Source organism: Desulfosporosinus shakirovi, from assembly GCF_020595055.1.
In the GTDB taxonomy this organism is placed as follows: Bacteria; Bacillota; Desulfitobacteriia; order Desulfitobacteriales; family Desulfitobacteriaceae; genus Desulfosporosinus; species Desulfosporosinus shakirovi.
Genome location: NZ_JAJDOO010000001.1, coordinates 55966 through 68722, shown reverse-complemented (window position 1 = coordinate 68722; position 12757 = coordinate 55966). Strand labels below are relative to the sequence as shown.

The window sequence follows — 12757 nt, the reverse complement described above, 5'->3', positions numbered from 1 at the left end:
AGCCAAGTTTTCAAGACTCAAGCCTAAATTGCAACTAGATTATTTGAATTCGATCCCCTAACACACCTCTATTAATCTCCAAACTTTGGGGAACGCGTATAACGATAATCTGGTTAGAAAAATGTGGAGACATTTCATGGATACTTGAGTTTTGGTTATCAAATTGAGCCATAGTAAAGTCGATGTTAAATTGTTTGAATTCAAACGTCTGTCTATCAGGGGCTCTTAGAGACAACATTCCATTTTTAACTGTGATCGCAGGAGGTAAAAGTCGTTTTGTAAAATTAACTTCCCCCACATATTGAGCTGTGACATAAGTAGAAACATCAATTTCTCCGTCATCAATATCTTTCCGCTCTATTAAAATAGGGTAGTTTCCTATATTAGGCTGTAGGTCAAAGGATAATTTGCTTGAATCAACTTTGAAGGTTTGGCAGCTATTTTTGTAAACCCCTTCGAGCTTATCTAAATCTCCTTCTGTTGGGAAATGTTGATTATACAAATTATTCATAAGGTTTAAAGAGGATGCGATTGCTTGATCTTTGCTCTCAACTGTTTTAATAAAGTCTTTAGCTGGCAACATATATAATATTGGAACAAGCATTATTAAAACTCCAAGATATAGCCCAGTAGCCAGAACGTTTAGTTTCCAAGATAAAGGTCTATAGAATTTAGGCCTTTTGAATTTAAACATGAAGACTATTGCAATACCAATCAGAAATAATAGTATTTGAGACAGTACTCTGCTCATTGGCTAACCTCCCCTCTATTAGATAGTAAAATACTAACTCCAAACATGAGAATCGAAGTAATAATGACTTTCAAAGCAAACAGAGGCAATGAAGACTCTAATGTAAAAAACTTAATAAGAGACTGAAAAATATCGGCATAAGCTTTTGATATTCCAATAATTACGGCTGGAATAATTATAACAAAGGCCATACTTACCTTAGTCAACATACCGGTTAAATATCCCATCCCAGAGATTAAAACCATGTATAAAATGGCCACAGAGATACCAAGTAGGAGATCGGAAAAAGCTAGGATAAATTCATCAGAAATGATTTGGGATCTGTCAAATGTAAAATACATAATGATTCTCAGGAGTACACCAACAAGTGATGAGGTAATGCCTCCAAAAACACAGGCAGTCATCAAAAAACCTATGTTTGAAAGATTTCCTGAGATACGATTAGTTACAAGCGGATTTTCAATTTTCTTATATTGTTTCGTTGTTAGCTGTATGGCGGCAAAAAGTATCCAAAAAAACGAAAAAACAATTACTAAACTAGCAGAATAAGAATTTACAGAAACTGATAATTCCCCATTACTCGACGACATATGACTTATTCCGTTCAACGAGAAAAAAAGAGTAATAATTTGAGCTAGTAGAAGACCATAAAACAAAGTTGAATAGGCTTTAAGTTTGTAAACATATTGTTTTATGGAAATTGATAGAAGATCAACTTCTTTTAAAGACATCATCAATACCTCCTCCAGTTTTTCCCGTTAAATAAACGCACAGATCATCTGGTGAAATGGGGAGTACTTCAAGACCGTTTTGCCTTACATGTTTGAACTCCTGCTCTATTGACTCTTTTTTTATGACAACGTATAGGCTCCCTTTGGCAAACTCTTCCTTATAGATCAGTTCTTTGCCCTCTACAAAAGTTAGCAAAGCTTGTTCGTTTCCCCTTATACCAACGGCTAATTCTCGTAATTCCATGATGGGGAGATGAAGGCATTTTGATCCGTTATCGATCAAAAGAATATCTTCAAGTATTTCTTCAAGTTCACTTAGTAAATGGCTTGAGAGGAGGATGGTCCGGGGGTGTTCGAGATAATCCTTAAGTAATGCCTTATAAAAGTCCTTTCTCACGGCAGAGTCCATGCCGGTCGTTGGCTCGTCAAATATCGTGAGCGGACAGCGTGTGGCAATACCGATTATGCTGTTAAAGGTACTTTTAGATCCTTTTGACATATTACTGTGGGCTTGATTTGGGTCAAATGAAAAATAATTAAATAAAGCATCGGCGAGGCTGCTGTTCCATGCAGCATAAAAGGGTGCAACTTCTGATAATATATCTGTAAGTCTAAACGAATCAGGAAATGTCATGTTGTCGTCAATAAATATTGTCTTAGCAGAAACATCCAAGTTATTGAAGGGCTTTCTGGTAAAGACTTGGAGTTCTCCTTGAGTAGGTTTTATATATCCAGCTATCATCTTTAACAGGGTTGTTTTTCCTGCACCATTTCTACCTATGAGGCCTGTAATTTTGTTTTCTCCTATTTCAAAAGATAAGTGATCCAGGGCTCTATTTTGGCCGTAGGATTTGGTTACATCATGACACTGTATGACATTCACAGTTGCTATTCCTCCTTGTAATCTTGTTTGAAATTATGGATCATCATAATAAGTTCACTTTCACTTACATCCAGCCGATTAGCTTCAATAACTAACTCTTTGATCATTTGCTCTAAGATTTGTTTTCTCCGCTTAGTTAAGATAAACTGCTTCGCATTTGGAGAAACGAACATACCAAGGCCTCGTTTTTTATAAACAATGTTCTCGTCAGCTAAGAGATTTAATCCTTTGGCAGCTGTGGCAGGGTTGACTGTAAACATATCGGCAAGCTGATATTGTGAATAAATACGCTCATCTTCTTTCATATTGCTATTAAGGATTTCTACCTCAAGCCACTCAGCAATCTGGACATATATGGGTTTCATACTATCCGTATTGAGGATCACATTTTTTTACCTCCTGGCATCCTTAGATAATTAGTGCATTAGTTATGTAATGTACTCCTTATTATATGCTTAAATTTACTGATTGTAAACTGGATAAATTAAAATCTTTCTGATGAGATTTACTTATAAACGTGAATGAGACTGTCGGTAAATGTCCCTCAAAAGCAGCTTGGCAAAGCGGATAAATAAGTGGTATGATAACCAAAGCTGTAGTATATTAGTTGATATAATTCCAATTTCCGTGAAACCTGTTACAGGGGAACTACATGACTAGTAGACAAATTGGAGAAGTAGGGGATGGAGTTTAATGGATCGAACAGAGGAACAATGGCTAGAGGGTCTTCGTAAAACAGTAGATAAAGTGTTGCCTATTCGCCATTATCAAGAAAATTATGAAGCAATAGGAATTAAACGTGCAGAGGATATTAAGACATTTAAGGATTTCCAGAGACTTCCTTTAACGACCAAGGAGGATTTACGTAAGAATTACCCGTTTGGGCTTTTTGCCGAACCTATGGAAAACATCGTGCGACTTCATGCCTCATCAGGAACAACGGGTAAGCCCACGGTTGTAGGATATACTCGCCAAGACATCACTCTTTGGGCTAAGATCGTGGCTAATGAATTAAAAAGAGTCGGTGTGACAAAGAAAGACGTCGTACAAATTGCATATGGATACGGTCTGTTTACCGGCGGCATGGGACTGCACTATGGTTGCGAAGAACTGGGAGCAGTAGTGGTTCCTATTTCAGGTGGAAATACGGCGCGTCAACTGATGCTTATGCGTGATTTTGGCGCTACTGTTTTGGCTTGTACCCCGTCTTATGCTCTTTATCTAGCGGAGAGTCTGGAGGAATCACAAATTTCACGGGATGAACTGAAGCTCAAGATAGGGATTTTTGGTGCAGAACCCTGGACCGAAGGCATGAGAGAAGAAATTGAAGCGCGACTGGGCATCAAGGCATTTGATATCTATGGGCTCAGTGAAATCATGGGTCCGGGTGTAGCGTTGGAATGCCCTGCGCATCAGGGGTTACATATTGATGAACATTTTTATCCTGAAATTTTAGATGAAGAAGGAAATCCCCTGCCCGATGGAGAACGTGGGGAATTAGTCATTACGAGTATTAAAAAAGAAGGTTTTCCAGTTCTGCGCTATCGAACCAAAGACTTGACTACGTTACATTATGGTGCGTGTTCATGCGGGCATGTTGGATGGTCGATGGATCGCGTCACGGCTCGAGTTGACGATATGTTAATCATCAGGGGGGTTAATGTCTTCCCAAGTCAAGTGGAAGAGGCGATTCTCCTTGAAGGATTTGAACCGCATTATTTGCTGGTCGTTTATCGGGTTGGAAACTTAGACCAACTTGAAGTCCAAGTTGAGGTTAATGAAGCGACTTTCTTTGACGAAGTGCGTGAATTGGAAGGTCGTCAGGATCGCCTGAAAAAGAGGATTGGAGATGCTTTGGGAATTTCTGTTCGTATTCGTCTTGTAGAACCAAAAAGCATTCCACGGAGTGAGGGAAAAGCCATTCGGGTCATCGATAAACGTAATAAGGAGGGTTAAGCATGCTGCAATTATCTATTTTTCTGGAAAATGCCAAAGGAAGGTTAGCTGAAGTAATCAGTCTTCTCGCCGAATGCAAGGTGAATTTACGGGCCTTGTCACTAGCGGATACTAAGGATTATGGGGTATTGCGAATTATTGTGGATAACCCTGAAGAAACAGCTGTAAAATTACGTGAACGAAAAGTGGTTGTTTCCTTAACTCCTGTTTGGGTACTTAAGGTTCCTGATCGCACTGGCGGACTGGCAGAGGTACTCAATCAATTAGTCCAACAGGATGTGGTAGTGGAGTACATGTATGCCTTTGTAGAGAAGGCGAATGAGCAGGCTCTTGTTGTTCTCAGAGTGCAGGATAAGGCTATTATGGAAAAGGCTATGCAGACGCTCAATTTGCCAGTGAAGTAGATAAATCATTTACGCGATTCCTCCTCCCATGCCCTCTAAATAAGAAGCTTTCTCTGGGCTGAGGTCGTACTCAACATGCAATTTTGGGTATGGTTCAATTTCTAGGGTTATTATTTTTGAGATGAGTAGAGTGCGTTTTGACGAAAATTTGCTTTGTGTCCTTTTAAAAGTTCTCAGTTGAACGCAAAAAGAGCCTCTCGTCTAATTTAAAGATGAAAGGTTCTTTTTGTTAATAGGAAAGAACTGCCCCCATTGCCTCCCCGATCATAAGAAAAAGGACGCTTTCGCGTCCTTTTAAGCATTGTTTACTTTCCTACTTTACTCCGGTGTTTTCGGAATGTCCTCTCAAAACGAGGTTTAAGACGATCCCGACGACAGTTGCCCAAGCTACTGCATGTTCGGGCAACCCGATCCCGAGAGCAAAGATGACAGAGGCAATGATGAGGTTCTTTGTTTCGGAAAAATCTATTTTAGCTTCGATAAGAGTTCGTAAGCCTGCTGCGCCAATCATTCCGAAGAGAAGAATGCTGACCCCGCCCATTACGGCTGTAGGAATAGACATGATTGCGGCCTGCAAAGGGTTAATCATACTAAAAATAATTGCAAGGATTGCAGCCACCCAGATATTAAAGGTACTGTAGACTTTCGTCACAGCCAGCACTCCAATATTCTCGCCATAGGTAGTGACAGGAGGACCGCCTATGAAGCTGGCTACGGCGGTAGCTAGGCCATTACCAAAGAGGACTCGATGAAATCCTGGGTTTTTGATCGGATCGGAATGAGTAATGTTTCCCAGAACAATCATATGTCCTAAATCTTCAATCACCGTTACCAAGGCCAGAGGTGCCATTGCTAAAATCGCCAATTTATCTAAGCTGGGAAGTTTAAAATTGCTTCCGAGTGCAACAGGGAAGACAAATAGATCGTTAAAGGTGGCTAAGACAGGCTCGAAATCAACTATGCCCATGATCGCAGCCACAATATATCCTGCGACGATGGCTACGAGGATCGGGATAATCTTCATGAAGCCTTTTGCATATACGGAGAGTAATGCGGCAACGGTTAGAGTAAAAGCCGCAATCGGCCAATTGCCAGATGCCATGTCTGTGGCTACTGGAGTTAGACTAAGTCCGATAATGGCAACGACCGGTCCTGCAACGATGGGGGGGACTATTGTGTGAATCCATTGGGTTCCGAAAGCGGCCATAAGCAGGTATAGGAGGATATATACTACGCCGACGGCTAAAACCCCTCCCATGGCTCCAGTTGTATTATTGCCTTGAACAAAGCTGGTTAAAGCTGCAATGTAGGCAAATGAGGAACCGAGATAGGCAGGGACTCGACTTTTTGTCAATAATAAGAAGATTATGGTGCCGATCCCTGAAGAAAGAAGAGCTACTGACGGGCTGAGACCTGTTAAAAAAGGAACTAGGACCGTGGCGCCGAACATGGCAAAAACGTGTTGTAAACCGAGGGGAATCGCTTGGGTAAGGGGGAGCTTCTCGTGAATCTGAACTTCTGTAGACATAATTCAACCTCCTCTTTCTAACAAAAAACCTCTTCCCCGCCCGCAAGCAAGAAAGAGGTGTCCATGTTAAAATCATGGTTCGCCATTCCCTTCTTAGTCTCACGGGACTAATTTAAAGGTTAGGGATTTAACTGTCCTAAAGCATATCACAATTCCTGCTATTTTGACAAGAGGGTATTTATTTCTTGTTCGAGTCATGGTCAGCAGTCCCTTATACCCCAAATCTTTGTTAATTTTTTCAATCAAGAATATGATAAATTGTAATGAAAGGTTAAGATTTGATATAATGTATTTGACCAATATTGACATTAGCGCTATTGATATTTTTCTAAATAAGGAGGACCGCATCATGTTTCGCTATGCTGAAGTATTGGTTGATGTAGCAAATCGGCGCTTAGATCAAAGTTATCATTATAGTATTCCTGATTATCTAAGTTTAGAGATAGGAATGAGGGTCTTAGTCCCTCTTCAAAACCGAAAGGTACAGGGGCTTGTAGTCAATGTGACAGATGATCTGCCAGAGGTAATGGAAGGGATTAATCTCAAACCTGTGTTAGAAATTGCCGATAAGGATAGTCTGGTTCCTCAGGATTTAATTGAACTTGCCCATTGGTTAGCGCAAACGACTATTTGTTCGGTAGCACAAAGCCTGCATACGGTTTGGCCACTTCTCAAGGGGAAAATCGAAGAGTGGATCGTTCTTTTGGCTTCAATTGAGGATTCAGATGTTCAGACTCTGCAGTGGATGGATGTGGAGGCATTTAGAGCCCTTACTGTGCTCAACCGGTCAAGGAAAAAAGCGGTTTCCCAGAAGATCTTCTTAAAGCGAGCAAATATTTCTGTGGGAACGCTTGAGAAACTTCTCAAACAAGGATGGGTAAGTAAGGAAGTTCGCTTCGTCACGACAGGGGAAGATTCATCCCTCAAGCAGGCACCTTATGGCGAGCCAAATAACAAGGTCAAGGATTATGGTGCTCGAACGGATAAAACCTATGAATTAACCAGGGAACAAGCAACAGCCGTGAGAGGTGTTTTGACTGCCCTAGAAGAGGGCTCGTCCCAAACTGTATTACTGCATGGTGTGACAGGTAGCGGAAAAACAGATGTCTATCGCGAGTTGATTGCTCAAGTATTAGCGCAAGGCGGAGACGCTATTCTGCTCGTGCCAGAGATATCCCTGACATCTCAAGTTGCACGTTATTTCGAAAGACAATTTGGTGAGCAAGTGATTATCTTGCACTCTGGTTTGCGACAGCGAGAAAAAATGAAAGCCTGGGCGGATATATTGTCAGGGCATAAGCGGATTGTCATTGGCGCTCGTTCAGCGGTGTTTGCCCCACTGCCAAACTTGAGACTCATTGTCTTGGATGAGGAACATGATGGGGCCTATAAACAAGATGAGAATCCAAAATACCATGCAAGAGATGTTGCCCGCAAAAGGATGGATCTACGCAAAGGTGTCGTCTTACTCGGCAGTGCAACTCCCTCCTTGGAAGCCTATGCTGCAGCCCAATCAGGAAAAATCCGTATGTTGACGATGCTTTCGAGGATTGGAAAGAGTGTTCTGCCACCAGTGGAAATCGTAGATATGCGAGACGAACTCCGGCAGGGAAACCGAAGCATATTTTCTCTGCCCCTGCAGCAAAAATTGCGGGATAGGCTCACTAGAGGTGAGCAATCCATGCTTTTTCTGAATCGAAGAGGGTATTCTACCTTTGTGGTTTGTCGAGAATGCGGGTATGTGGTAAGTTGCTCGAACTGCGATATTGCCTTAACCTATCATACCCAAGGGCAGGCGATGCGTTGCCATTATTGCGATCATAGAGAGCTGCCACCTCATACATGCCCAAAATGTGGAGGTCGATATATTAGGTTTTTTGGGCAAGGTACCCAACGCGTAGAAGAGGAACTTCAAGGGCTCTTCCCTGAAGTGCCAATCTTGCGTTTGGACTATGATACGACGCGCTCAGGCGAAGCCCATGACACGATCTTGGATAAATTTCGCCGCCAGGAAGCTTTAATACTAGTTGGGACACAAATGATGGCTAAAGGACTGGATTTTCCGAATGTCACATTAGTCGGGGTAATTGCCGCAGATCAAACGCTCAATATGCCGGATTTTCGGGCCAGAGAACGGACCTTTCAACTCTTGACTCAGGTCGCAGGGAGAGCTGGCCGGAGCAACAAACCGGGCGAGGTTGTGATTCAAACTTATTCTCCACAGGATAGTGCTGTTATGAGGGCGGCTCACCACGATTTTCAAGGGTTTTTTTGGGAAGAAATTCGCTATCGTAAAGAGCGGAAGTATCCGCCATATACCCACATCATAAGGGTTTTACTGCTGCATGAGAAAGAAGATCGAGTCATTAAAGGAGCTCATGAATTAGGCGCATTTTTACAACAAGGAATGCAGGAACCTCAATTTGGAAATACTGAATTGGATGTTCTGGGCCCCGCTCCTGCCGTCTTATCCAGGCTTAGAAACCAGTGGAGATGGCAAATATCTGTTAAAGGAACACGGCAGGATATACTTCGAGCATTTTTACACCAGGGAGTTAAAAGGTTTTTTAAGAGCCCGACTAGCAGTGGTATTATATTGAATATTGAAGTAGATCCGCTTTCAAGTTAGAATATGTGATGCGTGAAGGTAAACGTTTGATATCAAATCAATGAGGTATGGGTTTTATCGAAAGGAGTATTTAAGAATGGCTGTTTATCAGATTGTAGAAATTGGTGCAGATGTACTGCGTGAGAAGGCTAAAGAGGTTAAAGAGGTTAATTCATCAATAATAAAACTCCTTGACAACATGATTGATACATTACATGCTGCCGAGGGTGTAGGGCTGGCTGCTCCACAAATTGGAGTCTCAAAGCGTGTAATTATTGTTGAAGTTGATAATGTGCTGCTAGAGCTCATTAATCCTGTTATCTTGGAAAAAGAGGGAGCGAACACTGCTGAGGAAGGGTGCCTTAGTATTCCTAATATGACAGGAGATGTCGTGAGGGCAGCGAAGGTTCGTGTTCAGGGGTTAAATCGTGAAGGGGAAATGCTGGATATTAAGGCTGACCGTTTATTAGCCCGCGCCTTGCAACATGAAATTGATCATCTTGAAGGAGTTCTCTTTGTCGATGTTGCTAAGAAAACTTATCGAAGCTAAAAATCAGCAATTAGATATTTGATACTCACGGTTCAAATAGAGCATAGAATATATGCGCCGACAATACATTATATTGAAGTTCGAAGCGTGATATACAATTGTAAGAGATATGAAACTGGAATTATAAACTATAGAGATACAACCACTAACCACGAACATTGAACCACGAGTAGGGGGATTGAGTATGCGTGTAGTTTTTATGGGTACCCCTGATTTTGCGGTACCTACTTTACGAGCCTTAGCGGATAGCGGTCAAACTATTGTGGGGGTCTTTACTCAACCTGATCGTCCAGCCGGCAGAGGGAAAAAGTTAAAACCCAGCCCGGTAAAGGTTGTGGCTGAAGAATTAGGTGTGCCAGTTTTTCAACCCGAAACCATAAAAACGGCGGAGTGGATCCGACAGCTAAAGGAGTTAGCCCCGGAGAGTATTATTGTTGTTGCATACGGGCAGATTCTCTCCAAGGAGATATTGCAATTGCCCGTAAGAGGGTGTATTAATGTACACGCTTCATTGCTCCCAGCCTATCGTGGAGCAGCGCCAATTCATTGGGCAATTATCAAGGGGGAAACCATTACCGGAGTGACCACAATGCAGATGGATGAAGGCCTTGATACAGGGGATATGCTTTTAAAACGGGAAATCATAATTTCTCATGAATCAACCACAGGCGAGATTCATGATAAGTTAGCCGCATTGGGGGCAGAACTCTTGATAGATACTTTAAATCAGTTGGAAAAGGGGAGCTTAATACCCACTTCACAAACGGGAGAATCCAATTATGCCCCGCTTCTGAAACGTGAACATGAACGGTTAGATTGGTCACGCAGAGCAACGGACTTACATGATCAGATTCGTGGGCTAAACCCCTGGCCGGGCGCATTTGCATCCTTTCGAGGAGAAAACCTTAAAATTTGGCGAAGCATACCCTTTTTGCCGCAAGACAGTGGGACAACAATAGAAATAGGATCAGAGGCCTCTAACACGGCGTCAGCTGACCCGGGTCAAGTTATTCAAGTGCTTGGGGATGGGTTACTTGTGCAGACCGGGGAGGGAATCCTTCGCTTGTTAGAGGTCCAACCCGCAGGGAAACGCTCTATGCCTGCCCGGGACTTCTTTAATGGTCGCCACGGGCAGGTTGGAGAACAATTTGTCTGAAAGATTTGGAACGCTTCGCTTCAAAGGAGGACTATGCTACTCCTAAAGCTTATGTGAACCTAGCCCACGTTATTAAAACGGATTTTTTTAAAAAACCGAATAAAGAGCTAAGTCAAATTGTGAAAAGGAGGTTAGCTTATGTATTTTGATTCCACTATGGTTCTTTTAATTCCTGCGATATTACTCTCCTTATATGCACAATTTAAAATTTCCTCATCATATAAACGTTACTCTAAAGTCCGTGCACAGTCGGGGCTTACTGGAGCCCAAGTGGCACGAGGCATCTTAAATGGTAATGGTCTTTACGATGTGCGTGTAGAACCGATCGGAGGACGGCTTTCCGATCATTATGATCCGCGAACCAGGATAATTAGGCTTAGTGAAGATGTCTATCAGGGCAGTTCACTGTCATCGATAGCAGTAGCGGCTCATGAAACGGGACATGCGTTGCAGCATGCGTCCGGTTATTTTCCAATGCAACTCAGATCGTCCTTTGTACCTGTCGCCAATATAGGAAGCGGGGCGGGTCCGATTTTAATTATGGTGGGTCTTTTTATGCCGACCTATGATTGGCTTCTTGAACTGGGTATTTTTGCCTTTGCCTTTGCGGTACTCTTTCAGATAATTACTCTTCCTGTAGAATATAATGCCAGCAGCAGAGCTTTAGCTCTGCTTGAGGAGGGCCGCATGATAGGGAGTGATGAGGTTCGCGGTGCGCGTTCTGTATTAAATGCAGCGGCTTTAACCTATGTGGCTGCTGCTTTGGCTGCAATCTTACAATTAGTACGTTTTATGCTGATAGCTCGAGGTAGAAGCGATGATTAAAGAGACAGCCCGAGGAATGGCAGTTCAGATGCTGACACGTGTCGAAGTAGAGGGTGCCTATGCTAATCTTCTCTTACAGAAAAATATTCCCAGGTTGACGGATTCCAGAGATCGCCAATTTGTAACCCTGTTGGTAAACGGTACACTTAAAAATCGTTTGACCTTAGATTATGCGTTGAGAAGGCATTTGAGCAAACCCATGTCCTCACTTCCTCATGAGGTTCGGGCAATTTTGCGGATTGGCGCTTTTCAAGTGCTTTATGTTGATAAAGTGCCTCCCGCAGCAGCGATCAATGAAAGTGTAGAATTAGCTAAAGAATTTCCCAAATTTACGGGGTTGGTGAATGTCGTCTTGCGAAAGGTTATGGAAAAGGGATGGGATATTCCCTGGCCCGATTCAAAACGCGAACCGGTTCGCTATCTCTCTGTACGTTATTCACACCCCGAATGGATGATTCAACGTTGGCTAAAACGCTGGGGTATTGAGGAAACGGAAGCCTTGTGCAAAGCTAATAATGAGCCGGCCCAAACATGGATTCGAACAAACACGTTAAAGATCTCAAGAGAAGGTCTAAGCAAACGATTTTCCGAAGAAGGAATCACGGTAGAATTAGGACAACGGGTGCCTGAAAGTTTGAAGATCCAAGATTTTGGTGCCTTAGGTCAACTTGGAAGCTTTCAAGAGGGGCTTTTTACGGTTCAAGATGAAAGTTCACAACTCGTAGCGCATGTGCTAGATCCAAAACCAGGACAATTTGTATTAGACGCTTGCAGTGCTCCGGGCGGGAAATCCACGCATCTAGCTCAGTTGATGCAAAATGAAGGTGAAATCCTAGCCTTTGATATTCATGATCATAAACTTGAACTCATTGAGCAGTTGGCCCGAAAACTGGGTATTACGATTATTCATCCTCAACTGGGAGATGCCCAAGATTTGCCAGGAATAAGGCTGGGGTCGCAAGATCGAGTCTTAGTTGACGTTCCCTGCTCTGGTCTGGGAGTTCTTCGGCGCAGGGCTGATCTGCGTTGGCAGAAAGGGGAACAAGGGCTTATGGAATTGCCTTCCTTACAATTCGCTATCTTAGAGAGGGCTGCATCTTGTGTTAAAGAAGGAGGGATTCTGGTCTACTCGACCTGTACGACGGAACCAGAAGAGAACTTCGAACTGGTCAAGAAGTTTCGTTCGGTACATCCCGAGTTTGAACCGGTTGACCTAGTGGATACTTTACCCTACACGCTTGAGGATTCGCGAGATATTAAACAAGCCGGCAAAGGGATGTTGCAAATTTTGCCCCATCGGCATGGGATGGACGGATTCTTTTTAGCAAAATTTCGGCGTTCTGCGCAGAGAGTATAGCTTATCTT

At 42.7% G+C, this 12757-nt stretch carries 12 protein-coding genes; 7 read left to right on the top strand and 5 right to left on the bottom strand.

Annotated features, from left to right (window positions below; all coding sequences use genetic code 11):
• Positions 1 to 34: 34 nt before the first annotated feature.
• The 4 genes from LJE72_RS00375 to LJE72_RS00360 are packed head-to-tail and all read right to left on the bottom strand — an operon-like array spanning position 35 to position 2751.
• Positions 35 to 751: a hypothetical protein gene (locus LJE72_RS00375; RefSeq protein ID WP_229245312.1), complete on the bottom strand. Its 717-nt coding sequence runs from the start codon at positions 749 to 751 to the stop codon at positions 35 to 37.
• The gene (locus tag LJE72_RS00370) at positions 748 to 1485 is read right to left on the bottom strand and encodes a hypothetical protein (protein ID WP_229245311.1); all 738 of its coding nucleotides are present in this window, start codon (positions 1483 to 1485) and stop codon (positions 748 to 750) included. Before LJE72_RS00370 ends, LJE72_RS00375 begins: the two co-directional genes overlap by 4 nt.
• The gene (locus LJE72_RS00365; RefSeq protein ID WP_229245310.1) at positions 1463 to 2365 is read right to left on the bottom strand and encodes an ATP-binding cassette domain-containing protein; all 903 of its coding nucleotides are present in this window, start codon (positions 2363 to 2365) and stop codon (positions 1463 to 1465) included. The genes LJE72_RS00370 and LJE72_RS00365 overlap by 23 nt, the downstream gene beginning before the upstream one ends.
• A 5-nt stretch (positions 2366 to 2370) precedes the next feature.
• On the bottom strand, positions 2371 to 2751 hold the full coding sequence (locus LJE72_RS00360) for a GntR family transcriptional regulator (RefSeq protein WP_229245309.1): 381 nt from the start codon (positions 2749 to 2751) through the stop codon (positions 2371 to 2373).
• Positions 2752 to 3058: 307 nt separating this feature from the next.
• On the opposite strand from LJE72_RS00360, the gene LJE72_RS00355 reads away from it, so the two are divergent.
• A complete protein-coding gene (locus LJE72_RS00355) occupies positions 3059 to 4321 on the top strand; it encodes a phenylacetate--CoA ligase family protein (protein ID WP_229245308.1) in 1263 nt (420 codons plus the stop codon).
• A gap of 2 nt (positions 4322 to 4323) precedes the next feature.
• Positions 4324 to 4725 (top strand): amino acid-binding protein, encoded by a 402-nt coding sequence (locus LJE72_RS00350; RefSeq protein ID WP_229245307.1) that lies wholly within the window; start codon positions 4324 to 4326, stop codon positions 4723 to 4725.
• A 313-nt stretch (positions 4726 to 5038) separates the two neighbouring features.
• On the opposite strand, the gene LJE72_RS00345 is transcribed toward LJE72_RS00350, so the two are convergent.
• Positions 5039 to 6253, bottom strand: a complete 1215-nt coding sequence (locus tag LJE72_RS00345) for a solute carrier family 23 protein (protein WP_229245306.1) — start codon at positions 6251 to 6253, stop codon at positions 5039 to 5041.
• Positions 6254 to 6602: 349 nt separating this feature from the next.
• Here LJE72_RS00345 and priA point away from each other — a divergent pair, with 349 nt between their 5' ends.
• The 5 genes from priA (at position 6603) to rsmB (ending at position 12749) form a co-directional block, all read left to right on the top strand.
• Positions 6603 to 8882 (top strand): replication restart helicase PriA, encoded by a 2280-nt coding sequence (gene priA / locus LJE72_RS00340; RefSeq protein ID WP_229245305.1) that lies wholly within the window; start codon positions 6603 to 6605, stop codon positions 8880 to 8882.
• Positions 8883 to 8958: 76 nt separating this feature from the next.
• A complete protein-coding gene (gene def / locus LJE72_RS00335; protein ID WP_229245304.1) occupies positions 8959 to 9411 on the top strand; it encodes a peptide deformylase in 453 nt (150 codons plus the stop codon).
• Between the two features lie 184 nt (positions 9412 to 9595).
• Complete coding sequence (fmt, locus tag LJE72_RS00330) at positions 9596 to 10567, top strand: methionyl-tRNA formyltransferase (protein WP_229245303.1); 972 nt, start codon at positions 9596 to 9598, stop codon at positions 10565 to 10567.
• Between the two features lie 138 nt (positions 10568 to 10705).
• Positions 10706 to 11392: a zinc metallopeptidase gene (locus LJE72_RS00325; RefSeq protein ID WP_229245302.1), complete on the top strand. Its 687-nt coding sequence runs from the start codon at positions 10706 to 10708 to the stop codon at positions 11390 to 11392.
• On the top strand, positions 11385 to 12749 hold the full coding sequence (gene rsmB, locus LJE72_RS00320; RefSeq protein WP_229245301.1) for a 16S rRNA (cytosine(967)-C(5))-methyltransferase RsmB: 1365 nt from the start codon (positions 11385 to 11387) through the stop codon (positions 12747 to 12749). The genes LJE72_RS00325 and rsmB overlap by 8 nt, the downstream gene beginning before the upstream one ends.
• The last annotated feature ends 8 nt before the right edge of the window (positions 12750 to 12757 follow it).

Bases quoted from the DNA above. Each gene is read 5' to 3' on its own strand.
- fmt (WP_229245303.1), top strand. From the start codon at position 9,596: ATGCGTGTAGTTTTTATGGGTACCCCTGATTTTGCGGTACCTACTTTA.
- LJE72_RS00345 (WP_229245306.1), bottom strand. From the start codon at position 6,253: ATGTCTACAGAAGTTCAGATTCACGAGAAGCTCCCCCTTACCCAAGCG.
- def (WP_229245304.1), top strand. From the start codon at position 8,959: ATGGCTGTTTATCAGATTGTAGAAATTGGTGCAGATGTACTGCGTGAG.
- LJE72_RS00375 (WP_229245312.1), bottom strand. From the start codon at position 751: ATGAGCAGAGTACTGTCTCAAATACTATTATTTCTGATTGGTATTGCA.
- LJE72_RS00370 (WP_229245311.1), bottom strand. From the start codon at position 1,485: ATGATGTCTTTAAAAGAAGTTGATCTTCTATCAATTTCCATAAAACAA.
- LJE72_RS00355 (WP_229245308.1), top strand. From the start codon at position 3,059: ATGGATCGAACAGAGGAACAATGGCTAGAGGGTCTTCGTAAAACAGTA.
- priA (WP_229245305.1), top strand. From the start codon at position 6,603: ATGTTTCGCTATGCTGAAGTATTGGTTGATGTAGCAAATCGGCGCTTA.
- LJE72_RS00350 (WP_229245307.1), top strand. From the start codon at position 4,324: ATGCTGCAATTATCTATTTTTCTGGAAAATGCCAAAGGAAGGTTAGCT.
- LJE72_RS00325 (WP_229245302.1), top strand. From the start codon at position 10,706: ATGTATTTTGATTCCACTATGGTTCTTTTAATTCCTGCGATATTACTC.
- rsmB (WP_229245301.1), top strand. From the start codon at position 11,385: ATGATTAAAGAGACAGCCCGAGGAATGGCAGTTCAGATGCTGACACGT.